Annotated in this window: 23 protein-coding genes; 10 read left to right on the top strand and 13 right to left on the bottom strand. The window is 43.7% G+C overall.

Going from position 1 to position 25,135, the window contains the following annotated elements; genetic code table 11:
• Positions 1–5: 5 nt before the first annotated feature.
• The 12 genes from D1164_RS13535 to D1164_RS13485 form a co-directional block, all read right to left on the bottom strand.
• Positions 6–233, bottom strand: coding sequence for an SHOCT domain-containing protein (locus tag D1164_RS13535; protein ID WP_119350532.1), 228 nt, complete (start codon positions 231–233; stop codon positions 6–8).
• Between the two features lie 50 nt (positions 234–283).
• Positions 284–526, bottom strand: a complete 243-nt coding sequence (locus tag D1164_RS13530) for a heavy metal-binding domain-containing protein (RefSeq protein WP_119350531.1) — start codon at positions 524–526, stop codon at positions 284–286.
• A 196-nt stretch (positions 527–722) separates the two neighbouring features.
• Positions 723–1,064, bottom strand: a complete 342-nt coding sequence (locus D1164_RS13525) for a P-II family nitrogen regulator (protein WP_119350530.1) — start codon at positions 1,062–1,064, stop codon at positions 723–725.
• A 27-nt stretch (positions 1,065–1,091) separates the two neighbouring features.
• Positions 1,092–1,298, bottom strand: a complete 207-nt coding sequence (locus D1164_RS23645) for a hypothetical protein (protein WP_147372187.1) — start codon at positions 1,296–1,298, stop codon at positions 1,092–1,094.
• A gap of 16 nt (positions 1,299–1,314) precedes the next feature.
• Positions 1,315–3,096: an efflux RND transporter periplasmic adaptor subunit gene (locus tag D1164_RS13520; RefSeq protein WP_119350529.1), complete on the bottom strand. Its 1,782-nt coding sequence runs from the start codon at positions 3,094–3,096 to the stop codon at positions 1,315–1,317.
• Positions 3,083–4,330, bottom strand: a complete 1,248-nt coding sequence (locus tag D1164_RS13515; protein WP_119350528.1) for a TolC family protein — start codon at positions 4,328–4,330, stop codon at positions 3,083–3,085. The genes D1164_RS13520 and D1164_RS13515 overlap by 14 nt, the downstream gene beginning before the upstream one ends.
• Positions 4,327–8,151 carry an efflux RND transporter permease subunit gene (locus D1164_RS13510; RefSeq protein WP_119350527.1) on the bottom strand — a complete coding sequence of 1,275 codons (3,825 nt, stop codon included), beginning with the start codon at positions 8,149–8,151 and terminating at the stop codon, positions 4,327–4,329. Before D1164_RS13510 ends, D1164_RS13515 begins: the two co-directional genes overlap by 4 nt.
• 99 nt (positions 8,152–8,250) lie before the next feature.
• Complete coding sequence (locus D1164_RS13505) at positions 8,251–8,625, bottom strand: HYC_CC_PP family protein (protein ID WP_119350526.1); 375 nt, start codon at positions 8,623–8,625, stop codon at positions 8,251–8,253.
• Between the two features lie 110 nt (positions 8,626–8,735).
• Complete coding sequence (locus tag D1164_RS13500) at positions 8,736–9,173, bottom strand: RrF2 family transcriptional regulator (protein ID WP_119350525.1); 438 nt, start codon at positions 9,171–9,173, stop codon at positions 8,736–8,738.
• Positions 9,170–9,787 (bottom strand): hypothetical protein, encoded by a 618-nt coding sequence (locus tag D1164_RS13495; RefSeq protein WP_119350524.1) that lies wholly within the window; start codon positions 9,785–9,787, stop codon positions 9,170–9,172. Before D1164_RS13495 ends, D1164_RS13500 begins: the two co-directional genes overlap by 4 nt.
• Positions 9,788–9,856: 69 nt before the next feature.
• Positions 9,857–11,023, bottom strand: coding sequence for a hypothetical protein (locus tag D1164_RS13490; RefSeq protein ID WP_119350523.1), 1,167 nt, complete (start codon positions 11,021–11,023; stop codon positions 9,857–9,859).
• A gap of 53 nt (positions 11,024–11,076) precedes the next feature.
• Entirely contained in the window at positions 11,077–11,688 is a 612-nt protein-coding gene (locus tag D1164_RS13485) for a YceI family protein (RefSeq protein ID WP_119350522.1), read from the bottom strand.
• Positions 11,689–12,007: 319 nt separating this feature from the next.
• On the opposite strand from D1164_RS13485, the gene D1164_RS13480 reads away from it, so the two are divergent.
• The 10 genes from D1164_RS13480 to D1164_RS13435 all read left to right on the top strand — a co-directional run bounded on the left by D1164_RS13480 (position 12,008) and on the right by D1164_RS13435 (position 24,492).
• The gene (locus tag D1164_RS13480; protein WP_119350521.1) at positions 12,008–13,249 is read left to right on the top strand and encodes a TolC family protein; all 1,242 of its coding nucleotides are present in this window, start codon (positions 12,008–12,010) and stop codon (positions 13,247–13,249) included.
• A gap of 30 nt (positions 13,250–13,279) precedes the next feature.
• Positions 13,280–14,473, top strand: coding sequence for an efflux RND transporter periplasmic adaptor subunit (locus D1164_RS13475; protein WP_172594454.1), 1,194 nt, complete (start codon positions 13,280–13,282; stop codon positions 14,471–14,473).
• Between the two features lie 24 nt (positions 14,474–14,497).
• Positions 14,498–17,581: an efflux RND transporter permease subunit gene (locus tag D1164_RS13470; RefSeq protein WP_119350519.1), complete on the top strand. Its 3,084-nt coding sequence runs from the start codon at positions 14,498–14,500 to the stop codon at positions 17,579–17,581.
• A gap of 387 nt (positions 17,582–17,968) precedes the next feature.
• Positions 17,969–20,734, top strand: a complete 2,766-nt coding sequence (locus D1164_RS13465; protein ID WP_119350518.1) for a phosphoenolpyruvate carboxylase — start codon at positions 17,969–17,971, stop codon at positions 20,732–20,734.
• 14 nt (positions 20,735–20,748) lie between these two features.
• Positions 20,749–21,318, top strand: a complete 570-nt coding sequence (locus tag D1164_RS13460) for a Crp/Fnr family transcriptional regulator (RefSeq protein WP_119350517.1) — start codon at positions 20,749–20,751, stop codon at positions 21,316–21,318.
• Positions 21,319–21,433: 115 nt separating this feature from the next.
• Positions 21,434–21,931 carry a cupin domain-containing protein gene (locus D1164_RS13455; RefSeq protein WP_119350516.1) on the top strand — a complete coding sequence of 166 codons (498 nt, stop codon included), beginning with the start codon at positions 21,434–21,436 and terminating at the stop codon, positions 21,929–21,931.
• A 23-nt stretch (positions 21,932–21,954) separates the two neighbouring features.
• Positions 21,955–22,386 carry a hypothetical protein gene (locus D1164_RS13450; RefSeq protein ID WP_119350515.1) on the top strand — a complete coding sequence of 144 codons (432 nt, stop codon included), beginning with the start codon at positions 21,955–21,957 and terminating at the stop codon, positions 22,384–22,386.
• Between the two features lie 98 nt (positions 22,387–22,484).
• Positions 22,485–22,943, top strand: a complete 459-nt coding sequence (locus tag D1164_RS13445; RefSeq protein WP_119350514.1) for a beta propeller repeat protein — start codon at positions 22,485–22,487, stop codon at positions 22,941–22,943.
• A complete protein-coding gene (locus tag D1164_RS13440) occupies positions 22,930–23,817 on the top strand; it encodes a T9SS type A sorting domain-containing protein (protein ID WP_172594453.1) in 888 nt (295 codons plus the stop codon). Before D1164_RS13445 ends, D1164_RS13440 begins: the two co-directional genes overlap by 14 nt.
• 21 nt (positions 23,818–23,838) lie before the next feature.
• Positions 23,839–24,492 (top strand): hypothetical protein, encoded by a 654-nt coding sequence (locus tag D1164_RS13435; RefSeq protein ID WP_119350512.1) that lies wholly within the window; start codon positions 23,839–23,841, stop codon positions 24,490–24,492.
• 42 nt (positions 24,493–24,534) lie between these two features.
• Here D1164_RS13435 and D1164_RS13430 read toward each other — a convergent pair whose 3' ends face one another.
• Complete coding sequence (locus D1164_RS13430) at positions 24,535–24,966, bottom strand: DoxX family protein (protein ID WP_119350511.1); 432 nt, start codon at positions 24,964–24,966, stop codon at positions 24,535–24,537.
• Positions 24,967–25,135 lie beyond the last annotated feature (169 nt).

Below are 25,135 nucleotides of genomic sequence, written 5' to 3'. Positions count from 1 at the left end.
TTATTTTAGGAGTGAATGATTCTTTTTTTCTCCTCAAATTCTTCTTTTTCTATCTCGCCACTGGCATATCGGTCCTTTAAAACATCCAGGGCAGATTTATTGTCGGGTGAATTCTGGCGGGTGTTTTGATTTGATACCCGCACCACTAACCAGATAACTGCGGTGAGGATAAATAGGAAAACAATCCAACCCCACCCCATTCCGAATACCATTCCTTCAAATCCGTGATGCATTGTAAACTCCTTTCTTTTTTAATTCACACAACGTATTTTACGTAATCATTTTAGCAGCAGCATCCATCATGATTGTGACTTTGTGAGTCTGCGCCATTGTTCACCGGAGCCAGTTTCATGTTACATACCGGGCAATTCCCGGGTTTGTCGTAGGTTTTGTCGCCCTCGCATTTCATCGGACACTGATATAATGCTCCTGAATGAAAGATTGATTTTTCACCACTTTGGGACGATACTGTTTCCATTGTCATTACCTTTGTTTTTCCGCCGAATAAATTTTTTAGTGTCTTCATAATTAAAAGTTTTACTATTTTAACTGTCTCAAAGGTACAATGCTAACATTCCTAATGTGTTACACAATTATTTAATTGTTTTACATATTTTTATGTATCTATACTTTTCTGAAGAGTTTCTGTTTTTTTCTCCATGTTGTTTATAATCAGAATATGTAAGAATCTTGAAAATAACCTACGTAAGAATTCTCATCGGCTAAACGGCCAGGATGCCTTTCTCGTCGGTTCTTACTTTATACACTTCGTCAACTGGTGACACGAGAATCATCCCGTCGCCCCGATACCCGGTGCGTCCGTTTTTCCGGACAATTTTTACAACGGGCTCCACATGTTCGTCTGCAACAAGAATCTCCAGTTTAATTACCCGGTAGGCATCGGCAAACGGATATTTGACACTGATATGCTCTTTTTCATGATCCGAGTATTGTCCGGTTCCTTCGCATTCAACAAAGGTCATGCAGCAGTATCCTGCAGTTTTCAGGGCAGTGTAAACTTCTTCTGTTTTGCGGTGCCTTATAAATGCCTTAATCAATTTCATAACTTCAATTTTAAGATTCAATAATTGCTATTTGCTTTCTGCGTTTTCCGGGCAATCAACGATGTCTGTCAATTCGCATTTGGAACAAGTTCCCTCCCGGTCCGGACTGCCATCTTCTATGGCACAGGAGTGGGCAGTGAACTGTGCATTTTTATTGAATAGAAGCTTTATGCCCAGGGCCAGCATAACGATTGCTACCAAAATGACGGATATGATTAATAACTTGAAAAACATAGTTTAAAGTTTATACTTAATGATTATGCGCACCTGTTGTTTGCATGTTTTCTGCACCCTCATTTTTATATACGGGTTGTCCTTTGCGGTAGGTTTCTTTTACTTCACCGCAACGCAGCATCATATCGCCAAAGTAGGGATTCAGAACTTCATCGGATTCGCTAAGCCAGAATGCACCTTTATCGTCAAAGGCCATGGGGCAGAATTGCCTGTAAACCTTTTCAATTTCCAGCCCGAATGATTCAGTCATTTCCAGGATATTTTCTGAAAGTATATTGAAGTGTTCCCGTTGTTTTTCGATATCGTCCGTTGCCGATATCATTTCAGTCGCTTCCTTCAGATGTTTTTGCAAAGCCATCCAGTGGTGATGAGCATCTCCTTCCAGCAATCCCATGTCAACTTTTTTAAGTATGTCCGTTGTTTTTCCGGCGGCTTCACGGGCTTTTTCCGCATCATCGTTTACCAGGGCATTTTTTACTTCGAAATAGGCATTGGCTACCCTGGTAATTTGCTCCCTGAATGCCTGCGGCGCTTCCATGGTTTTGGTTTCGGGCCGCATCATCATGCTGGGTTTGCCTGCAAGTTGTGCGGCGGCATCAATGCTAAATGTACCGCTCACGGCAATCTCTTCACCATCTTCCAGCCCGCTTTCTACCAGATAATTGTCGCCCAGTGCCGGGCCCAGAGTTACTTCGCGCATGATAAAGTTTACCCCGTTTTCGGTTGCAGATTTTACATATACCAGCGAACGTTTTCCGGTCCACATCACGGCGGTTTTAGGTACAGTGAGGTTTCCGGCCCGGGCAGGTAATTTGGCTTCCACAGTCCCGGAAGCAAACATTTCAGGTTTTAGTTTCAACCCGCTGTTTGCCATTTCAACACGGGCTTTTGCTACCCTGGTGCGGGAATCAATGACCGGATCGAGGTATGAAATGGTTCCTTCAAAGGTTTCTCCCGGAACCGACTGAATGGTAAAGCTGATTTTATCGCCTTTTTTTATCCACGGCATGTCCTGTTCATATATATCAAACAGCACCCAAACCCGCGATAAGTCAGCAACCTCGTATATTGTCTGGCCCCGGTTCACATAATCACCCAGGTTTACTTTCCGGCTGATTACATAACCGGAAATATCGGCCAGAATATCAAATTTTTCTTGTGGAATACCGGATTGAAGGATTTGTTCCACCTGATCTTCCGTTAGCTTCCAGTTTTTTAGCTTCTCTTTTGCCGCCCGGAAAAGTTGTGGTTGTGAGTCTTTTATTTTTTCTGCCTCAAAAAGTTCTTCCTGGGCGGTTACCAGGTTGGGCGAATAAACCGAGGCAATTTTTTGTCCCTGTTGAACAAATTCTCCGGTAAAGTTTACCATCAATTTCTCTATCCTTCCCGGAATGTGTGACGACTGGGACGCAATCCGCCTTTCATCGGTTTCCACTTTCCCATTTAACCACAAGGTTTTGGCCGGCTCGGCAGTTCCTGCTTTTGCTGTTCTTACACTGGCCAGTTTCATGGCTGTTTCCGACATGCTGATAGCCATCGGGTCGATGCCTTCATCCTGTTCATCTTCCAACGGAATTAGATCCATTCCGCAAATGGGGCAGTCGCCGGGTTCCGGTTGCCTGATTTGCGGGTGCATGGAGCAGGTCCAGGTTTCGGCCTCTCCCGGTGCCTCTATTGCGTGATCATGTCCTTCATGATTTTTTTCTGACGAAGAACCGCCGAAAATGAACCATCCGGCCAGTAGCCCTACTACCAGGGTAGCTGCTGCAATGAATATGGTGATTTTATTTGTTTTCATCGTGTATTGTTTTTGCCGTTAAATAATTGATTTTTGCCTGGGCGGTCTGGAATTCAGCCAGTGCCGTAGCTTTGTTTTTTTGATACTGAAGCAATTGTTGCTGCATTCTCAGTACTTCTTCAAATTCTTTCCCTGAGTTACCGTAGGCTGTAAAAAGTAGGTTCAGCGATTGCCGGGTGGTGCTGATTTGTTCTTCGTATAACCTAACCAGCTGCTGTTGTTGCTGCAGCGTAAAACTGGCCCGGTCGAATTCTGAAACCAGCGTATTGAGTACATTTTTTTTCTGAAGAGAGAAACTTTCCTGCATTAGTCGGGCCTCCTGTTCCGCAGCTCTGTATTTTTTCCGGAACAGCGGGATACTTACCGAAACCATGGGCATGAGCACATCTTTTCCGTTGTCGGCCGAAGTCATTCCCGAGGGTTGGCCGACAACCACATAGTCGAGCCCGACACCAATGTTGGGTAAACCCTTCTTTTGAGCTGCTGTCTCGCTGGCTTCACTTGCATGCATTTTTAGATCAAGTTCAGCAAGCACCGGATTTTTTTCCAGTAAAGAATCTTTTTTCATTTCAACAGAAAAAATATTGGCCGTGAGCGAATCAATCACTTCCACCGGGGAAGTTTCGTTGCGGTTCAGCAAACTGTTAAAAGCAGAAAGCAATGGTTTTTCTTTGTCATCCAGAATCCGGAGTCGTGTTTCAGCTTCTTTTAGCAGAATGTCCACCCGAAGTACATCTACCATAGGGCTATTCCCGTTTTCAAATTTCCTGGTGGTTATGTTTTTATAAGAATTCAGAATAGCAATGTTTTCTTTTTCCAGCTTTTTCCATTTGTTAAGTTCGTAAAGCGGATACCAGGCAGATGCTACCTGAAAATACAGCCGGTTTCGCGCGTCAAGAAAAGCCTGGTATTTGGCTTCGGCCATGAGGGTGGCAGCGTCGCCACGGGCTTTCAGCGTTCCGAACCATGGAAACATTTGGGTAAGCGAAAACTTTGCCCGTTGCGGACCCACCCTGGTTTCTACCGGTGAAATAAAGTAACCGAAGGAAAAGGTGGGATCGGGCAGGGAATTGACCTGCGGTACCTTTTGCATGGCCGCTTCAAATGTTTTGTATTTGGCCTGCAATCCGGGATTATTTTCTGCAGCTATTTTGAAATAATCATCCAGGCTCTGGGCAGAACCTCCCGAAATGGCCACCAACATCACGATGATAGTATTGATAATTATTTTCATGATTTTCTTTTTTTAAGTTTCCATTCTTCCCTTAATGAATAAAGCGTGGGTACTATAAAATAGGTAATGGCTGCTACCACCATTCCGCCAAATGCGGGGATGGCCATCGGGATCATAATGTCGGAACCACGACCGGTAGATGTTAAAATGGGCAGCAAGGCAATAATGGTTGTTGCCGACGTCATTACAGCCGGTTTGATACGGCGCTGACCAGCTTCCACCACTGCGGCATGAACCCCTTTTAAATCATTGGTTTTGTTCCGTGCGAAACTTTGATCCAGGTAAGTTCCCATAACTACCCCATCATCGGTAGCCAGTCCAAACAGGGCAATAAAACCGACCCAAACGGCCACACTCAGGTTTACGGTTCCCATCTGGAAAAGGTCACGCATATTGGTTCCGAATACCGAGAACTCGGCAAACCAATTTTGCCCGTAGAGCCAAATCATGATAAATCCTCCGCTGAACGCCATGGCAATTCCGGTAAAAATCATGAGCGAGGTAGCAACTGATTTAAACTGGAAGTACAGGATCAGAAATACGATGATGAGCACTAAAGGTACAATGATTGACAACCTTTTTTCAGCTCGCACCTGGTTCTCGTAACTTCCAGAAAATTTATAGCTTGTTCCGGCAGGAACGACCAGTTCGCCCGCATCAATTTTTGCCTGAATGGCCTGACGGGCATCATGAACGACATCCACTTCGGCAAATCCGTCCTTTTTATCGAAAAGAACATATCCTACCAGAAAGGTTTCCTCGCTTTTAATGGCTTGTGGCCCTTTTATGTATTCAATTTTGACCACCTGTCCGAGAGGGATTTGTGCTCCGGTGGGAGTGGGAATAAGGATTTTTTTCAGCATTTCCGGATCGTCGCGGAGTTCACGCGGGTAGCGTACCCGTACCGGAAACCGCTCGCGGCCTTCCACTGTAGATGTGATTTTCATCCCGCCAACAGCCGTTTCAATGGTGCGTTGTATATCTTCCACATTCAGTCCGAAACGGGCGATCTCATCCCTGTCGATGTTTAAATGGATATATGGTTTACCGACAATACGGTCTGCAAAGGCAGCTTCGCTTTTTACCGAAGGCACTTCTTTGAGAATTCCTTCCAGTTTTATCCCGAACTGTTCAATGGTATTGAGGTCGGGGCCGTAAACTTTAATTCCCATCGGTGCACGCATTCCGGTTTGTAGCATGACAAGCCGCGTTTCAATGGGCTGAAGCTTAGGTGCGGAGGTAACGCCGGGTATCCGGGTTACTTTCACTATTTCGTCCCAAATATCGTCGGGCGATTGGATATGAGGCCGCCAGTTGCGGAAATAATTGCCCCGGTTGTCAGGAATCAGCTGGTCGCGGGTTATTTTTTGTTCAAGCGCTTCTTCGTTGGAGAGTGTATCGCCGGAAGTTGTGATGAACCGGTCCTCTCTATCTGTTTTATAGCGCACCCGGTGTCCCCGTTCATTCAGCAGGTATTCCGGTTTGTAGTTGATAACATTTTCAAACATGGAAATGGGCGCCGGGTCGAGTGCCGATTCCACGCGGCCCAGCTTGCCAACAGTCAGTTCCACTTCAGGAATACTTGTTACCAGCATATCGAGCTGCGCCACTACTTTAGTATTATATTCCACTCCTGAATGGGGCATGGAAGTGGGCATCAGCAGGAAGCTGCCCTCGTCGAGCGACGGCATAAATTCCTTGCCGGTTCCCGGGAATGCATGAGCCAGTTCTGACCAGACAGAAGTGGTGCGAACATTCCATCCCAGTTTGTCGAAACCCCGGGCCATAAATCCGAAAACGGTATTGAAGCCCAGCCAGATCACTACTCCCCAAAGAATGAGAACCGAAGGAATGGTCAGAAACAGGGCCTTATGGTTCAGGCACCATTTTAGAATGGGTTTGTAAAAATATTCCAGGACACTGAAAGCGCTAAGAATCAGCCCAACAAGCAATGCTACGAAAAACACATTCAGGAAAAGACTTTGCGAAGGTCCCAGCGGCATCCAATAGTTTGCCAGAAGCCAAATTACGCCCAGGCCGGCAATAATCAAGCCCGAGTGATTCAGAATCCACCTGGTCCAAACGGAATGATTTTTTTCTTCATGGTAGAAAAGATGTTTTAGCAATCCGGAAATTCCAAACAGGAATAACAGAATACCCCCCCAATAATATCCGGCTATTACCGAAATGGCGCCCAGGAGTGAGAGGGCCACATTTACCCATTGCGCAATCTTTTTGTTTTTTATCCGGGCGCCAAAAAACCAATGTGCAAATGCCGGCAGGATAAAAAGTGCCACAACCAGTGCCGCTACCAGTGCAAAGGTTTTGGTAAATGCCAGCGGGCCAAATAGTTTTCCTTCGGCAGCCTGCATGGTAAATACCGGGATAAAACTTACAATGGTGGTAGAAACTGCGGTTAAGATGGCAGTAGCTACTTCTGAGGCGCCCTGGTAAATGGTTTCGATGAGTTTTTGTCCCGGTGGCGCTTCATCTATCCGTTTGACAATGTTCTCGGAGAGAATAATTCCCAGATCAACCATGGTACCAATGGCGATGGCAATACCGGAAAGTGCCACGATGTTGGCATCCACACCGGCGTATCGCATGGTAATAAACACTATCAGCACTGCAATAGGCAACAAGCTGGAAATAAGTAGCGAGGCGCGCAGGTTATAAATCATGACAATAATAACCAGAATGGTAATCAGAATCTGCAAAGACAACGCCTCTTCCAGAGTTCCCAGGGTTTCGTAAATTAACTGGGTGCGATCGTAGAATGGTACAATGGTAAGCTGGCTTTCGGTTCCGTCGGGCAAAACCTTTTGGGGTAGCCCGGGTGAAATTTCGGCTATTTTTTCTTTTACATTGTTGATAACATGGAGTGGATTGGAGCCATATCGTGCAACTACTACGCCGCCCACAACTTCGGCGCCGTCTTTATCCAGGGCACCTCTGCGGGTAGCGGGCCCAAGACTCACAATACCAACGTCGCTGATGCGAACTGGCACATTATCATGCACTGCCACTACGGCTTTTTCGAGGTCTTTTACACTTTTAATGTAGCCCAGACCGCGCACAAGGTATTCGGCCTGGTTGATTTCGATGGTTTTTGCTCCAATATCCCGGTTGGAGTTTTTTACTGCCAGCATTACGGTATGAAGTGGTATGTTATAGGCTTTCAGTGCATCAGGGTTTACGTCTACCTGATATTCCTGCACAAATCCGCCAATGGAAGCCACTTCTGAAACTCCTTCAGCAGAGTTCAATCCATACTTCACATAAAAATCCTGAACGGTGCGTATTTCGTGCAAATCCCATCCACCGGTCGGATTTCCGTCTTTGTCACGCCCTTCAATGGTGTACCAGAATACCTGTCCCAAAGCGGTGGCGTCGGGTCCCAGGGCGGGTTGTACACCTTCGGGAAGTAACCCCGACGGAAGCGAATTCAACTTCTCAAGAATACGGGAACGCGACCAGTAAAATTCTACCTTTTCATCAAAAATGAGGTAGATACTCGAAAATCCAAAAATAGAGGAACTCCGAATGGATTTTACGCCCGGTATTCCCAGTAAGTATGTTGTGAGCGGGTAGGATATCTGGTCTTCGATGTCCTGAGGCGATCGGCCCGACCACTCCGTGAAAACAATCTGCTGGTTTTCTCCAATGTCAGGGATGGCGTCTACCGGAACCGGGTCTGACGGTAAAATGCCCGTATCCCATCCAAACGGGGATGTAATGATTCCCCAACTAACAAAAAGAGCTAGCAGTAAAACAGTTACCAGTTTGTTTTCCAGAAAAAAACGTATGATTTTGTTCAGCATATTTGTTATTTATAATTTAATCCTTCTGATGAAATGCTAATTAAAATATCCTGCGAAGTTTTATTTTCACAACGCACGACAGGGGCAGAAGAAATTAAATCATAAAAGCCAGGTCTGCTTTAGTGAAAGCAAAGTCTGTATTTTGGGTGGTGGTGGGGGACCTCTTTCTGCAATGATGTGATCAAAAGTTTCCTGAGGAAACAATGTCAAAAATTGTGTGGTCTCGAATGTAAGTATGTCAATATTAGTGATGTGGGGTAATTGCAGGAGACCGGGAACCGCAAAATCGTAATCAACCTGGTAGAATATTGTTTCATTGTGGCAACAGCCCCCATCGTCACAACAAGTTTCGGCTTCTGCGTAAACAGAAGTTGAAATCAGAAAATCATCGCAAAAATGCTTTGACACAGCCATCCCCGTTGTTGCCATCAGCAACAAAAATGAAAGAGTGATATGACTGAATCTTTTTAGCATTTTACAAAATAACAAAATAGTTGTAAGAATTGTTTTACACAATTGTGGGAAAAGATTATAAAATTTTTAGTTGATCCGCTGGTGATTCAAAAAAAACTAATGGATTGGAACTAATTTTCTACCTGTGCCAAATCATCTAATTTTATCTGTTCTTCAATTAAATCCTGAATGGTTTTTGATTTGAAATAGTCAATGATCTGATTATTGAGCTGCCCCCAAAAACCTCTTAAGGAGCAGAATTTTTCCCTTTCACAAGAAAAATTGGAAGCCAGACAGTCGATAATGCAGATGCCGGGCTCAAAAGCATTATGTACATCAAACACTGTGATTTCTTCCGCTGACCGAGTGAGTACATAGCCACTCCGGCGTCCTCCGGCTTTTGTAACCAGGCCGGCAACTTTCAATCCAGTGATTATCTGATCAAGATATTTATAGGAAATATCCTGATTTTTGGAGATCTCTTTTTGATATATTCCATTGGCATCCTTGTTTAATGCAATTTCAAGGATTGCACGTATCCCATATCTTGTTCTTGTACTGAATTTCAAAACGTGGCATTTTCGGTTAATGTTTTTTTCGACTGCAATCGGAAAGCAAAGTTAATAAAAACCTCGTTGTCAACTTTTATGGCTCCAAAGATTTTTGTGGGCGGGGCAATTTCAAAATCAGTCAGTTCTACTTTTAATTCTCCTTTTAGTACGGGAACCTCCCCGTCGCAAAAAATAATTCTGCATGGAACAATATATTCACGTGAATTCCCGGCAATGAATATTTTTGTCCGGAAGTTGGTCATCCCTGTAGTCTCATCAAAATCTGCCAGTTCTCTGGGTTCAATGTTGATATTAATGTTTGGGTATTGGGAGGCATTGACCATTTTGTAAAAGTCGTTGAGCATGCGGTTATTCGGGCCTGAAAAGTCATAAACAGGAATCTGAATATTTTGGTATGGTTCTTTCCCCGGGTTTTTTGCGGTGCGATTATTAACTTCCGGATTGTAGCTAATAAACTGAAACTGATTTACATTTGATGAACCTTGAATGGAAACATAACTTTCACATTCAGCTTCCTCCCTTGTCCCTTTTTTGTCGTTTGCAGTAATGTCAAAGGAAATAAGAGAAGTTGCTGTCAAAAGAATAAGATATGTCAGAATTTTTCCTTTCAAAGCTTTCTTTTTTTTGAAAAAGGTCGCCCGGGTTTTGACACCGGGCTACCCTTTGTTCACTACTAAAAATTAGAATGAAATTGCTGCCTCGAATACTAATCCATTAAATTTTCCACCATCAATATCTCCATGTGCAGGTCCGTCATATTTTTGCGTAACGTAATCAAGTTTTACCAGAACATTTTCTACCATATACCAGCCACCACCAATGTTTGTGCGGTTTACAGAAGAACCGTCATTGTTGGAAACTTTGTTGAGGCGTGTCCCTACATAAAAACTGCCTAAACGGTAAAGAGCCTGCAGGGCGGTTTGGGTGAAATGTTGGTCGGCATCTCTCCGGACTCCTTTCATCGATTCATAAATACCGAATACTTCCAGTCCGTGGAACTGTGCAAAAATGTTTGCCATGTAGCTGTTCATTTCCGATTGTCCGCTACCGGGGCTCCACCGGCCTGAACGGAAGTTGTCTCCCTCGGCATCGGCTTTTTGCATTACGTTGTAGTAGCGGGCGCCGGCACGGTCTCCATCCCACAGGTACGAACCGCTGTGTCCTTCCCCAACATGATACCCTGAAAGTGAAGCGCGAAGCCTCAGATCGTCATTTACCTGGGTATCGTAGCCCAGCTTCCAGTTGAAAACCAAATCTTCCCCAATGTCATTTCCCCGGCCATAATTGAGGCGTCCGTTGTTGGTCCCGACCAATGCCAGGAACCCGTTGCTGCGGAACATCACTTCCAGTCCGGGATTGGTTGTGTAGGCATCCATAATCCAGTTCCCAACAAACGGATTGTTTAAAACATCCGCGTTGTTGCTGCGGAAAAAATGGGCGTCGCCATAGTTGGGCATCATAACCCCTGCTTTTATGGTCAGGTACTTCATTACATTGTCAGCAGCCGGTAAAAACGGCATGTTGTCAATAACCAAATATCCACCTTCTACCCACGCCTCGTTATGGTGACGCGACGACATGTAGTTGTTAATGAATAACTGGATACCTGGGGCTAAATCAGCGGTAATATTGAGATTGGCTGTGGGTAAATTAAAATTATTTTTCAGGTCAATCAGTTCAACATCTGCTTCATGATCGAGAGATTGTAACTGAATGGCGAAATCGCCCCCAACCGTTACTTTTACATTCTTAAACTCTTCTGCATTTATTTTTTCTTTTTCAAACTGTTGTGAAAATGCAGGTAGGCTTAAAAGTAAAGCAATAACTAAAAACGATAAATTTTTCATCTTATTTTAAATAAATGGGTTATTAATTATCAATAAACTATTAGTTTTTATGTTTAAAAATTTCGTGAGAGTTCCTGGTCGCTTTTTTTGAATTCCAGGTCGAATTTTACCACTACATCATCGCCTGTTTTTAAAGCGCCCATCATGGCCGTAGGCGGATCAATTCCGAAATCTGACATTTTTAGGGGAACCTTTCCGCTTACCTGGAAGTGTTGGGTATCGTCGATTTTAAAATCGACTGTCATGGATACCTTTTTTGTTTGCCCGGCAATTGTCAGTAATCCGGTCATGTTTGCTTTCTTTTCTCCTGAAAGGTCAATTTTCCCTTTTTCGTCGAGAACGAAAGTGATTTGCGGAAACTTTTTCTTCTTCAGGGCATCATGAGTCTTATTGTCCATTATACCTTTCCCGCTTTTTAAGCCTTCTACCGGAGAGGTAAATTCTATGTTGCGGATTTCGGAAACCGTATTTCCATCCAGCTTCAATAACGTTTTGGCATTAAAATCAGCTGCCTGGATTTCCCAATCATGTATAGAAGATGTTCCTTCTATAATGAGTTTGCTTTGTTCCGACTGCAGTTGAAAGTAATCCTGCGCCCGGGCATTTACCGTAAGTAAAATGGATAAAATGCCTATAAAATAAAAACTAAATCTGAACCTTTTCATGTCTTAAAAATATAAAGTTATACTACTAATGCTATATATCCTATCACATTGGTAGGACAAAGTAATAAAAAGTTTTTCACATAAACTTTTGCGGCTCTATGTTGTTTAGCATACTTTGCGATTTAACCGGTCATATTTCCGGCTTTTTAATGTAGTTTATTTTTTATTAAAATGTTGTTTCATAGTTATTTATTGTGAGTTTTAGTGAGGATATTTTGGGAATATGTTTTTGAACATTATCTCAACAAAAGACCTTTTTGTCTGTTATTATTTAACCTTTTTTTAACTACCTTTAAATGTCAAAATCTTGTTAATTACCATGAATAAGAGAAAGTTTCACATCTTGTTTTTTTTGATTTTTCCATTGTTTGTTGCAGCCCAGGAAGATGTACTTACCATACAGGAGGCTGTTCGTTCTGCGCTGGAACAAAATGCCGGATTACAGCAACTCCGGGCCCGGCTAAAACAAAAAGAGAACAGTTGGCGTACCGAAACCGGTATTTCCCCGCCGGAGGTCAGTTATTTTAAGGAAGGTATAGGGAGCGGCCCCGGGGATGTTTTTGATGAGAAAAGGATTTCTGTTTCACAGACGGTGGACTTTCCGCTAACAACTGCCTATCGGCTAAAAGGAATTTCGGAAGAGTTAAAAGCGCTCGAATTTCAGGTAAAAGCCAGGGAAAAAGAAATTAAGTCTGAAGTAAAAAGTTTTTATGTCGAGGTTTTGTATGCCTTTTATTTGCAAGGTTCGCGTAAGAATCAACTTGAACTGGCACGTGAACTGTACAATGCTGTTTTTACAAAATTCGAAACCGGGATGGCAACCGGTATTGATTTGGCCAATGCAGAATTGAGGCTGGAAGAGGCCAGGAACGATCTCGACCAGAGTGAGTGGGTATTGCACCGGGCGCGTTACGGGTTGTTTTATGCCATGGGATTACCGGAAGAAGAACAACGATATTCCATTGCATTTTCGGATACCTTGATGGCCTCTGATATTGAGATTTCGCAAATACAGTCCTTGTCAATGCACGGAGATCAGCCGGGGTATCTGGCTACCCAGCACGAGTTGCAGGCCACGGATTATTTCCTGAAGGAAGCAAAAAGTAACATCCTTCCCGATTTAAGGTTAAACCTGTACAAACAAAATTTTGGCGAGGGTTATAACTTTCGTGGTTTTGAGGTGGGCTTACAGTTTCCCTTATGGTACCCGTTTGAGCAAAAAGGGAAAATTAAAATTGCACAGGCAAAGCAGGAAGAAATTTCCTGGAAGCAACAGGAAGTCAGCCTTGACATGAAACGGCAAATTGAATATGCCTGGCATAACTATTCTGTGAGCCGCACCATTATTGATCGTTACCACAAATCGATGAAGAATAAAGCAGCACAGTTGCAAAACCTGACGTTAAGGGCCTACCAGTTAGGGGAGGTGGATTTGCTTAATTTGCTTAATGCCCAGCAAATCTTTCTGGCCAGTGAACAACGCTACCTTGTGGCCTTGCGTGACTACTACCTTCAATTGGTTTCTCTGGAAAAATATATTGATCAGGAACTTGTATATTAACAAAAGAAAAAAATACAAAATCAAATGAATATGAACCGCATATTATTATTTCTACTATTGGCACCGTTTGCTTTTATAGTAGCTTGCTCTTCCCAAAAGAACAAGATAGATGCTGAAATTCCGGAGCAGGTTGAGCTTCCCCCTTCGTTGAAAAGTGAAACAGAAATGACAATAGTGAAGCTCACCAGTCAGCAGCAGCAGGATCTTCACATTAAAATTACACCGGTAAACAGCCGTTTGGTGGATTATTCGCTGTCCGCGCCCGGAGTTGTATTTCCGGCGCCAAAACATTCAAGTATTATTAGTACACCCATCAACGGGCAGGTTAGTGAAATAAAAAAGTACGAAGGAGATTGGGTCCGGGAAGGGGAAGTGCTTTATCATATTCAAAGTCTGGAGTTTGGCAACCTGGTTTCGGAGTACCTTCAGGCCTACGCCGAAAAACAGTTTCAGACCAACCGGCTGAAGCGCATCAGGCAACTGGTGGAGGAAACGATCAGTTCCGTGAGTGAGATGGAGCGGGTTACGGCGGAGTTTGAGCGCGCTTCTGCTTCGGAAAGGGCCGCTTATTCCAAATTGAAGGCGCTGGGGGTGACCGACAGGGAAATGCAAACCTTCATTGGCGCTGAGAATATTACCCCGGTGCTTCAAATCCATTCCCCCATTGGCGGAATGGTAGATCAAACGTTTGTCGAACTGGGCCAGTCGGTAAGTGCGCTTGAAAATCTTTCCCGAGTACTCGACACGCAGGAGGTGCTGATTCGGGGGTATGTTTCACCCGATGAAGCAAGGCTAATCAATAACAACGACTCGGTCCGGATTTCCCGGAGAGATGAAGCCCTGGGTTCTACACTGCATGCAAAAATTGCATCTATTAATCCGGGTCTTGAAGAAAACAGCCGGTCGGTGGTGGTGAATATCCTGACAGAGGCTGTAGATGGCTGGCCGCGTCCGGGTGAGAATGTACGCTTGGAAATTATCACCTCTTCTAAAAAAGAAGTGATTGCCATTCCGGTGGAGGCGCTGACTTACGATGGAAACCAGGCTGTTATATTTGTGAAAAAAGGACAGGGAGTTTTCGAAAAAAGACCGATAACGGTGTCTGAGATTGGGGCAAAGCATGTTTTTGTTCAAAACGGACTTTCTGATAACGAGCAGGTAGCTTCATCAAATGTATTTAGTTTGAAGGCCCTTTCCCGGTACGACATCATCTCGGAAGAATAAAAAAACCAAAAGAATTAGTTTCTCATGCTTAAGAATATTATCACATTCAGTGTCAGGCAAAAATATGTGGCTCTTTCCCTGGTGGTATTAATGGCCGTGGGCGGTTACTTTTCGCTCATACGGCTCCCCATTAATTCGTTGCCCGATGTAACGCCGGTACAGGTTTTAATCATTACTAAAGCCGGGCGTTTTTCTCCATTCGATGTGGAGAAGCTGGTAAGTTACCCCATCGAAACCGCCATGAACGGCCTCCCGAATATTGCCCAGGTGCGTTCTATTTCTCAATTCGGATTGTCGGCTGTGACAGTCGAGTTTGAAGAAGGAACCGATATTTATTTTGCGCGTCAAATGGTGAGCCAGCGGCTCCAGTCGATAAGCGACGAGTTGCCTCCCGATGTTTCGAGCCCGCAACTGGGGCCCATTTCCACCGCACTCGGTGAAATTTACCAGTATGTGGTACATGGCGAAAATTACTCCCTTACTGAATTGCGGGAAATTCAGGACTGGCTGATTGCCCCGCAGTTGAAAGTGGTAAAAGGGGTGACGGAGATTAACTCTTTCGGTGGTTTTGTAAAACAATACAATGTTATTGTACAACCCGGGCGGTTGCGCATGTTCGACATCGGCATTTCTGATGTGATGGACGCGATCGCAAATAACAACAGTGTTTCAGGAGGGAATTTTTTGGAACATAATAACGAACAGTACATCATCAGGGGGTTTGGCCAAATAAATAAGGTGGATGATATTCGAAATATTATTATAAAAAACGTGGAAAATAAGCCCGTTTTTATCCGCGATGTTGCCTCAGTGGAAATAGGGACTCAAATCAGGCAGGGAGGTGTAACCCAGGATGGAAAAGGTGAAGTGGTGACAGGAATTGTAATGATGTTGCGCGGAGGAAACGGAAGAGAGGTAATTTCAGATATTGAAGAAAAGATTGAAACCATTAATACCAGTCTTCCGGAAGGGGTCAGGATCGAAAAATTTTATGACCAGTCAGACTTAATTGATCGGACAACGGCCACCATCTCTACTAACCTGGTGGAAGGCGGGCTGCTGGTAATTGTAGTGTTATTGCTTCTGTTGGGTGAAATCTCCGGAGCGCTCATTGTGGCTATGGTCATTCCCTTATCCATGCTTTTTGCATTTATCGGTATGCGTGAATTTGGTTTGGCTGCCAACCTTATGAGTTTGGGGGCCATCGACTTTGGAATGGTCGTGGACGGTTCGGTAGTAATGGTGGAAAACATTGTTCACCGCCTTCAAAAAGATAAAGGTTCCGATAAGGGTGAGCTGATTAAAAATGCAGCCCAGCAGGTGGTCAGGCCCATATTTTTCGGCGTGCTGATCATTTTAATGGTTTATGTTCCTATCATGACTTTCAGCGGGATGGAAGGGATTATGTACCGGCCCATGGCTATTACGGTAGCGGCAGCGGTTTTTGGGTCGTTGCTGCTGGCGCTGATTTTTGTTCCCGCAATATCTGCCATTATTTTCAGGAAAGGGGTGAAGGTGAGGAAAAACCGGTTGATCAACTGGATGAAGCCGCATTATATTCGATCTCTTGAGAAATACCTGGAACGTCGCTGGACGGTCGTTTCTGTAGCGGTTGTTATTTTTGCCGCCTCCGTTTTTCTGATGTCGCGACTTGGCACCGAGTTTCTGCCTGAACTGGATGAAGGCTCCATTTTGGTTGAGCAGGTACGAATGCCTTCGGTAACACTCGAGCAATCCATTGAAAATGCCAACTGGCTGGCTGGTAAATTAGTGCAGGATATTCCTGAGATTCTCACTGTGGTGCCGAAAACAGGGCGCTCAGATTTAGCCAACGACTGGATGGGCGTGCACCAAACAGATGTTTGGGTGGTGCTAAAACCAACGGATGAATGGCGCGCCGGAATTACCAAGGAGGATATTATTGCCCGGATTGAGCCTTATCTGCAAACCGAACCCGGCCTGGTATACAATTTTACGCAGCCCATTGCCATGCGGGTGGATGAACTCACCAGTGGGGTGAAATCGGATTTGGCAGTTAAGATTTATGGAGAGGATTTGGATGTGCTTGGCCAGATTGGCGATGACATCTCAAAATTGTTGCCCGGATTGGAGGGTTCCGATAATTTTTTTGTTGAACAGACTGTAGGGCAGCCCTACCTTACCATTGAAATTAACCGGGAGGCTGTGGCTTCGTTCGGGTTGAATGTAAATGATGTGCAGAAAGTAATTGAAGCCGGAATTGGCGGGCAGGAAATCGGGATATTGTACGAAGGCCAGCGGAGTTTCGGCATTGTGGTCCGGTATCCGGCGAACGTGCGCGACGAGTTGCATAAAATACAGAATGTACCGGTACATTTACCTGGTGGCGATTTTGTTCCCCTGAAAAGAGTAGCCAATATTGAACTGCAGGAAGGACCTCGCGAAATCCAGCGGGAAAACGGGTGGCGCAGGTTGATTGTAGGAATTAATATAAAAAATATCGACCTTGGTACTTATGTGTCTAACCTTCAGCAAAAGATTGAACAGAATACGGAGATTCCGGCCGGTTATTTTATTGAATATGGCGGCTCTTTTGAAAACCAAAGAAGGGCTATGCGGCATCTGTTGCTGGTTGTACCCCTTTCTATTTTTATCATCATCGGGCTGTTGTATCTGAATTTTGGAAAAATGAAATACGCCATTTTAATTTTACTGAACCTGCCGTTTGCGCTGTCGGGGGGCGTTTTTCTTTTGTGGCTGCGCGGCATGTATCTTTCTGTTTCGGCAAGTATTGGTTTTGTCGCCTTGTTTGGGGTGGCCGTATTAAACGGTATTGTTTTGATAGATCATATTAATGAACTCCGGAAGGAAAACAGGAAGAACCTCAAACAAACAATACTCGATGGGGCTGCCGACCGGCTGCGGCCGGTATTGATGACGGCGCTGGTTGCCAGTTTGGGTTTTATTCCAATGGCTTTTAATACCGGTCCCGGGTCTGAGGTGCAACGTCCGCTGGCTACCGTGGTTATTGGCGGGTTGATTACTTCCACCATGCTTACGCTGATGGTGTTGCCCATTATTTATTACTGGATGGAACGGAAAAAGAAGGTTCCGAAGGCAAACAAATAAAAGAATGAGCATACCGGTCGGCTAGTTTTTCTATTAGGAGTTCACTGGTTTTTTGGGGAGAGAGTTGTAGCTCATTGGCCATCATATAAAAACTGTTTACAAGATCAATCCAATTGATGGATTTTGTTAGGTGTCTGTTTTGTTTGGTATCTGATAATGAGTTGTGTCGTATCCGTTGAGCATGGCAGTTCCATTCAAAATTCAGGATGGTAATTTGAATGTGTAGTTAGCTTTATTGTCCGGGAACATTTATTCTCATTTTTATATTTTGTGAAAAGATAAAGAAGAAAAAGTGAATAAAAACCAAACAAAGTGGCTCAAAACCTGTTCTGATTAAAAAAATTGTAATATCCTTTATTTAAAGGGAAATAGAATAATTTCAGCGGCATGGAACACCTTCTTGAAGAAGTAAAAAAGCGAATAGGTAAACCTTACTCTGATTTGGAATTTTTGTTGGAATGCTTCTCCGAAGTTTTGCGGGAGAACAACGAACCTGAGCTGGCGGCACAGGTACCGTGGATTTTAGAGAGAGGGCCTGTTTTCGATGGGAAGAATACAGAAAAGCTGCTACACCTTTTTTCCATTAGTTTTCAGTTGCTGAACCTGGCTGAGGTGAACGGGGCTGTTCAAAACAGAAGGGCTATTCAGGAAAAAGATGGGTTGGAAAGTGTGAGTGGCATGTGGGGGAATGTTTTCAACGATCTGAAAACAAAAGGTATCGGGGAGAAGGTTATTGCAGAAACCCTGAGCCAGATACATGCCGAACCAGTACTCACCGCTCATCCAACAGAGGCTAAACGCCCAGTGGTGCTTGCCCTGTACCGCCAGTTGTATCTGCTGTTGGTGAAGCGTGAAAATTCAATGTACACCAGCTATGAGAAGGAAGAGATAAAACATGATATCAAACAGATATTGCACAAGCTTTGGTTTATTGGGGAAATATTTCTGGAAAAACCTGCCGTGGAATCGGAACTTGAAAATGTACTTTACTACTTTTATAAAGTTTTTCCGGAGATGCTTCATTATCTCGATTACAAGCTTCGGCAGTCATGGGAAAAAGCCGGGTTTAATCCTGTTTGGGTTGAAGACACTGAAAATTTTCCCACCATTACTTTCGGGAATTGGGTAGGCGGCGATCGCGACGGCCATCCGCTGGTTACTTCCGGGGTGACTGCAACCACGCTTCGTATTTTCAGGTTACATGCTTTTTTGCTGCTGAAGTCGATGCTCGATGAACTTTCGGATAAATTAAGTATTTACTGCAGCAGCGATTGTCTTTCAGCCCGTTTTAAAAAGCGCATGAAGAAGCTGCAAAAAGAGCAGAACGTTACGCTGGAAAACAATTCGAACGAACCTTTCAAGGCGTACCTGTATCTGATAAAGCAGAAACTCCCTGTTGCGGAAACTGCGGCGGGTGGTATTGAACTGCAGGATACTCCTGTATCGTATAAAAATTCGGGAGAACTGATAGAAGATCTTCTTTTTTTGAAAGATGCTTTAAAGGAATATGGAGCACGGTCGCTTGCTGTTTACGATGTGCAAAAAGTGCTGCGGCACCTGAAAGTGTTTGGGTTTCACCTGGCGCGGCTCGACATCAGGCAGAACAGCAAATTTTACGAAGAAGCCCTGCGCGATTTGATAAAAGCCAGCCTGCCGGTAAAGTACAAAACCCTTTCATCAGATAAAAAATCTTTCGGACAGTTCATAAAGGATGAATTAGGGCACAACCGTCCATTTATCAGCAGCATCGATTTTCTCGATTCAAAAAAGGCGAAGGAAGTTGTACAATCCTTCCAGACCCTTGGCGCACATATTCACAAATATTCGGAGAGGGCGCTCGGATCCTTTATTGTAAGTATGACCCGTAATGCCACTGACTTGTTTACCGTTTACCTGTTTGTGCGTGAGGCAGGGCTTTCTCATTTTACCAATGGTGGTTTGGTTTGTCCCTTGCCGGTAGTGCCGCTGTTTGAAACCATCGATGATTTGAAGAGGAGCCCCAAAGTGCTGGATGAGTTTTTGAGTCATCCGGTTACCCGGAATAGCCTGGAATACATCAAAGAATATAAAAACCTCCCGGAACCTGTTCAGGATGTTATGATTGGCTACAGCGACAGCAATAAAGACGGTGGCATATTGGCCAGTATCTGGTATCTGTACGATGCCCAGGTGAAGCTCTATGAAGTAGCCCGGAAACATGGGGTGCAACTGCGGTTTTTCCATGGCAAAGGCGGAACTATTAGCAGGGGGGCGGGGCCAACCCACTGGTTTATGAAGTCGCTCCCGGTTTCTACCATGAACGGATTGATTCGAATGACCGAACAGGGGGAAACCATTGAGCGGAAATATACCAACAAAGTGAACGCAGCCTACAACATGGAGCTGTTGGTAGCAGGCCTTACGCGTCAAACCCTGTTAAACAGGGCAAACAAGGTGACAATTAACCACCAGCGAAATGAGCTGTTTGACTACCTGGCCCGCGAGAGTTACCGGGCTTTTAAGAAATTCACCGGGCTTCCGTCTTTTATCGCTTTTTACGAACAGGCCACCCCCATTGATGCTATCGAATCCAGCAAAATTGGGTCGCGTCCGGCACGTCGCACAGGAAAACGCACGCTGGCAGACTTGCGGGCTATTCCCTGGGTGTTTAGCTGGACCCAGTCGCGGATGCATATATCGAGTTGGTATGGTGTTGGTTCAACCTTGCATAAAATGCAAAATGAACAGCCCGAAAAATATGATCTTCTGAAAAAACTGGTAAAGGCCGATGATTTTGTACGGTATGTGCTGACCAATATAGACACCAGTCTGGCAGCTACGGACGAGGATATTATGCGGTTATACGCCAGCCTGGTTGAAAATACCAAGATACGAAATGAAATTCTCGGACTGTTGCTCGATGAACTTGCACTGACCCGGAAAACCATGGTCGATTTGCTGGGAAGCCCCATCAAAGAAAGGCGCCGAAACCATTACTTTTCCACACAGCTGAGGGCAGAAGCGTTGTTGCCTCTTCATAAGCAACAGGTTAACCTGCTGAAAATTTGGAGGAAAACTCAAAAAACCGGCAACAGGGAAAGACAAAACCAGTTGCTGAATGATCTCCTGCGTAGTATCAATGCGATTGCCAATGCGATGGGTACAACCGGATAATATTCTTTCATTCTATGAAACGGATTTTTTTTAACATTCAGAGGGCTTTTAATGTGCCTGATGAAGAACTGAAAGAAATAATACATGCCTCGCAATTAGTTTTTCTTGAAAAGAACGAATTCTTTTTGCATGAAGGAGAGGTTTGTCAGTCAATTGGTTTTATAGAGCGCGGAAGTATGCGACTTTTTTATGAATCGCCTGATAAAGAGGTTTGCAATGATTTCTTTTTTGAAAATTCTGCCATTGGTTCTTTAGCCAGCTTCCTTAGCCAAACACCTTCCATTGTGAATATTGCAGCCATTGAGAAATGCGAATTGCTGCTTTTGGGTTACGATGATGTGATGGCATTAATTGAAAAATTTCCGTCTCTAAAAAGGTTCTCGGATGCCATTTTGCAGGATCAGCTTCTCAGGGCTGAAAGACGGGAAGCAGCGCTACTCAGATATTCCCCCGAACAACGATTTCGAAACCTTATGGAAGAGCATCCAAAAGTTTTCAAGCGTATCCCGCTTCATTATATTGCCAGTTATTTGGGGATCAAGCCCGAAACATTAAGCCGCTACCGGGCGAAGTTACTGGTTTGATGGAACAAAAATAACTTGCCGCTAATTGAATACTGAAAATTCCTTTCTTGATTTGGATCAAGTACCAGCTGAATATTCTTCACTTGTTTTGTTGTGAAATTTTTAAATAAAACAAATGAAAACAAGAAGCAAAAATGAAGAGTTATTGGTTTTAACCGATGTCATTAAAGTGTTGGTGTCCAACAGTGAAACACAAAGTGGCTATGCTGTATTTGAAGAAAATGTACCGCCTTTGGGAGGACCGCCTCCACACAGCCATCCCGATGAAGAAATTTTCTATGTGCTGGAAGGAAATTTTGAATTTATTCTGAACAATGTGGAAAATCCTTTTAAAGTGTTACCCGGAAGCGTGGTGCATGTGCCTTCCAATGCCATTCATACTTTTAAGAATGTGGGAAATACACCGGGGAAAATGGTAGTACTGCTCAATCCAGGTAATTTACTCGATTATTTCAGAGCCATTGGGACGGTAATTAAAAATGCCAAAGACAGGCCGGATTTAACCTTGGTGCCAGATATTTCCCAACTCGATTTGTCAAAAGCTTTTAAATTGGCTCCTGAGCATAACATCGAGTTTTTTCTGCCCGAAGTCATGAAAAATGATGTAAATTGAGAGGTACTTTTTAGGTTTCGCAAATGATTGTTGTCGATCTGATAAAAAATAAGGAGGGCGATGTTTATGCCAAACTGAGCTATGAGCCCCGTAAGAATTACCTTATAATGAAATGGACCGGACCTTGTTCGGAAGAGGAAGTGAAAGCAGCATCCATGCGCATGCTTGATTGGCAAAAAAGGGAAGGGTTACGTGCCGGTTGCCGGTTTCATGTACACGATACCAAAGAAATTGAAGGGGCATGGTCCGGACTGGTTGACTGGATTAGTAATTACTTCTTCCCGTTAAACTATGAATACGGTTTGCGCTACAACATCAGCATCATTTCGCCCGATCTGTTTTCCAAAATGTCCTCTCTTGAGTTAAAAAAGAAAAGCAGCGGTAAGATCATAACAATTCTTTGCGAAACCATTTCCCAGGCTGAATCCTGGATTTTAGAACATTCGTCCGGGTAATGCTTTTCAAACTGGGATGTACTTCTCTAAATCATCAATATATTGTTAACTCCTAAACAACTTGTTGATTTTTATACATTTTAATCTCTGAAAGAATCATGAAAACATTAAAAATTAAAACCCTCATATTAATATTTTTGTGCCCTTTTTATACTTATTCTCAACAATTTTGGAGCCTGACAAACGAATTTTGGGGTGACCCCAAAACAGGAATTACCCTTGTAAATGATTCCATATTGTTTGTGAGTACTACCAATGGAGTTCTGAAAAGTACGGATGAAGGTGAACGTTTTGAGCAGGTCTTAACTGCTACTTCTGTATTCACCATATTCTCTTCACGGTGGGGGAAAGTGTACGCCGGTGGTTTGGGAAAGGTCTATTCTTCAGAGGATTTTGGGCTCTCCTGGGACTCGGTTTCACTGAATTCCGTTTTCCCGGTTACACAGTTTGTCGAAAACCGAACAGAAGGTATTTTTTCTATAACAGGAGAATGGGGGGAAGGAGATGGTGTCTTTTTCTCTGATAACCGGGGGGGCAAGTTGGATGGAGCGCAATAATGGTCTTGGAAGTTTCAGGGGGTGTGAGGGAATAGCGGTTGATAAAAACAATCGACTCTATTTGGCTATTACAGACAATAATATAAACGGAAGTGGAGGTCTGTTTATTTCAGAAGATGATGGTGGACTTTGGGGAAAAATTCCTGTGTTGGTGGATTCCATCAAAGGTCCGATTAAAGTTGGGAGAATCACCGGGTTGACGATTTCTCCAAGCGACAGCGTCTATTTCAGCTTTTCAGGTGTTGGCTCCAATTTTTATGTGGAATTAAATATTTGCAAAAGCATTCTGGATGTAAGATCCAATACTTCATGGTTGCCGTTTCAGGTTGGTCAACCTGTATCGTGGTGGATGGATCGGGCATTAAATAATATTCACTTTGCCCAAAACGGAAATTGGCACAGTTCTTATGCTTCTATAACAGTCTGGTTAGGAGGTGCTTATTTCTCAGAAGAAAAAGGGAGGGATTGGCACAGAATTGATTTCGGTCTGGGACTTTCCGAGACCGGATTTTATATGCCCCAGCATTTTGTAGAAAATGAAGGGGGTAGAATTTTTATGATTCAGTATTTGGATGAACGGATTTACACAACCGATAAAAGCCTTGTAACAAATATTCAACGCCCCGATAGACCCATTCAACCGGTTCGGGTTTTTCCTAATCCCGTTAAAAGAGGTAGTCCATTTTATATAGAGATTCCTGACATAGAGAAAGGCATGTCTGTCTCGCTCTATAACCTGGCTGGGGAAATAATTTGGGAAGAGCCGGTTTTTAAGGTTAAAACTGAAGTAATTGCTCCTCCCAAAGCTGGATTCTATATTATTTCTCTAAAAGGCAGGTATTCTGAGAGAACATCAAAAATTACCGTTTTTTAAATTCTAAAAATTCATTCAGTTATGAAAAGAACCGCAATGTTAATCCTTGCAATTCTGTTAGCTATGCAGAATTTTGCCCAGGTTGATATCAAAAACAATGAAATTCAGACCCTTTTTTCAACTTTCAAAAGTTGCGGATTTTACGGGGCATATTCCATTGGCTATTCTCAAATGGAAGGAAAAGATGCTTTGGTAACGGGTGGTAGAATGGGGCTGATATTTAACCACTTTACTGCAGTTGGAGTTGCAGGATACGGATTTTTTAACAACCTTGATGGGTATCACCCGTTTGTTGAGGACCCGGTTTGGTATTCGCTGGCGGGCGGTTATGGCGGAATTTTTATTGAGCCAATTATTAACGGGTTGAAACCAGTACATTTGTCATTCCCGATTTTGTTTGGTGCGGGTGGAACCGGCCTCGTGAGGAATTACGGGCCGGGACAGTGGCAAGATCCCTTTGACATTCACTTTCCGGAGAATGCTTTCTTTTTTGTTGCAGAGCCGGCAGTGGAGTTGGAGTTTAACCTGACAAATTTTTTTCGGACTGCCGTTACTTTGAGTTATCGCTTCACTTCCGATGTGGAATTAACCGGCAAAAGTAAAGATGTTTTGCAGGGGCTGTTCTTGGGATTAACATTTAAGTTAGGCAAGTTTCAGATATGCCCTTTGGATTAAGTTAATAATTGCCTGCACGAACAGAAGGAGACCCAGGACAACTTAAAACCGGTATTTTCTTTTTTGCTTTTTTTGAAGCAGGCTATCGATAGAAAATTTTCCGCTGCCCAGAACAAAAACAACTATTGACAGAAGCAAAAATAGGAATGCCAGTTCTTTGTCCGCAAACGAATCGTTTGCATGCGCTATAAAATACGCCACCGACATATTAACGATTATAGGAATTACTGTCAGCCGGGTAAAAAAGCCCAGGGTCACTAAAATGCCGCACAAGAATTCTGCGAATATGACAAGGATTAGAGATAACCTTCCCCCGATGCCTATCAGATCCGGAAATTGTGTGGACATCTCACCAAATGTCGATACTTTCATCCATCCGTGATACATAAATAATAATCCGCCCAGCATGATTCTGAGCAAAAAGGCCGCAATATCTGTATTCAGAGGAGCGGTATGCAAAATTCTGTTTTTCATGGTTCTAATTGTTAACTTGTTTAAAATAAAGCATGTCTGCCTGTCCTTTGCAGTCAGGCCGGGAACCTGCCATGGTGAAATTTTGCTGTGTGTATAGCGTTTTTTCTCATGGTTCGTTTCAAAAATCCGATCTCCAAAAAGTAACTCAACGTTATTCTATTTTAACAAC

Origin of the sequence: Mariniphaga sediminis, assembly GCF_003573545.1 — a bacterium.
GTDB lineage: Bacteria > Bacteroidota > Bacteroidia > Bacteroidales > Prolixibacteraceae > Mariniphaga > Mariniphaga sediminis.
This window is presented reverse-complemented; position numbering and strand designations above follow the sequence as displayed.

What these genes read in the sequence shown, in the direction of transcription:
- D1164_RS13445 (WP_119350514.1), top strand. Translation starts at nt 22,485, where the DNA reads ATGAAAACATTAAAAATTAAAACCCTCATATTAATATTTTTGTGCCCT.
- D1164_RS13515 (WP_119350528.1), bottom strand. Translation starts at nt 4,330, where the DNA reads ATGAAAATAATTATCAATACTATCATCGTGATGTTGGTGGCCATTTCG.
- D1164_RS13485 (WP_119350522.1), bottom strand. Translation starts at nt 11,688, where the DNA reads ATGAAAAGGTTCAGATTTAGTTTTTATTTTATAGGCATTTTATCCATT.
- D1164_RS13520 (WP_119350529.1), bottom strand. Translation starts at nt 3,096, where the DNA reads ATGAAAACAAATAAAATCACCATATTCATTGCAGCAGCTACCCTGGTA.
- D1164_RS13455 (WP_119350516.1), top strand. Translation starts at nt 21,434, where the DNA reads ATGAAAACAAGAAGCAAAAATGAAGAGTTATTGGTTTTAACCGATGTC.
- D1164_RS13535 (WP_119350532.1), bottom strand. Translation starts at nt 233, where the DNA reads ATGCATCACGGATTTGAAGGAATGGTATTCGGAATGGGGTGGGGTTGG.
- D1164_RS13465 (WP_119350518.1), top strand. Translation starts at nt 17,969, where the DNA reads ATGGAACACCTTCTTGAAGAAGTAAAAAAGCGAATAGGTAAACCTTAC.
- D1164_RS13430 (WP_119350511.1), bottom strand. Translation starts at nt 24,966, where the DNA reads ATGAAAAACAGAATTTTGCATACCGCTCCTCTGAATACAGATATTGCG.
- D1164_RS23645 (WP_147372187.1), bottom strand. Translation starts at nt 1,298, where the DNA reads ATGTTTTTCAAGTTATTAATCATATCCGTCATTTTGGTAGCAATCGTT.
- D1164_RS13450 (WP_119350515.1), top strand. Translation starts at nt 21,955, where the DNA reads ATGATTGTTGTCGATCTGATAAAAAATAAGGAGGGCGATGTTTATGCC.
- D1164_RS13480 (WP_119350521.1), top strand. Translation starts at nt 12,008, where the DNA reads ATGAATAAGAGAAAGTTTCACATCTTGTTTTTTTTGATTTTTCCATTG.
- D1164_RS13460 (WP_119350517.1), top strand. Translation starts at nt 20,749, where the DNA reads ATGAAACGGATTTTTTTTAACATTCAGAGGGCTTTTAATGTGCCTGAT.
- D1164_RS13530 (WP_119350531.1), bottom strand. Translation starts at nt 526, where the DNA reads ATGAAGACACTAAAAAATTTATTCGGCGGAAAAACAAAGGTAATGACA.
- D1164_RS13490 (WP_119350523.1), bottom strand. Translation starts at nt 11,023, where the DNA reads ATGAAAAATTTATCGTTTTTAGTTATTGCTTTACTTTTAAGCCTACCT.
- D1164_RS13435 (WP_119350512.1), top strand. Translation starts at nt 23,839, where the DNA reads ATGAAAAGAACCGCAATGTTAATCCTTGCAATTCTGTTAGCTATGCAG.
- D1164_RS13510 (WP_119350527.1), bottom strand. Translation starts at nt 8,151, where the DNA reads ATGCTGAACAAAATCATACGTTTTTTTCTGGAAAACAAACTGGTAACT.
- D1164_RS13475 (WP_172594454.1), top strand. Translation starts at nt 13,280, where the DNA reads ATGAACCGCATATTATTATTTCTACTATTGGCACCGTTTGCTTTTATA.
- D1164_RS13470 (WP_119350519.1), top strand. Translation starts at nt 14,498, where the DNA reads ATGCTTAAGAATATTATCACATTCAGTGTCAGGCAAAAATATGTGGCT.
- D1164_RS13440 (WP_172594453.1), top strand. Translation starts at nt 22,930, where the DNA reads ATGGAGCGCAATAATGGTCTTGGAAGTTTCAGGGGGTGTGAGGGAATA.
- D1164_RS13525 (WP_119350530.1), bottom strand. Translation starts at nt 1,064, where the DNA reads ATGAAATTGATTAAGGCATTTATAAGGCACCGCAAAACAGAAGAAGTT.
- D1164_RS13505 (WP_119350526.1), bottom strand. Translation starts at nt 8,625, where the DNA reads ATGCTAAAAAGATTCAGTCATATCACTCTTTCATTTTTGTTGCTGATG.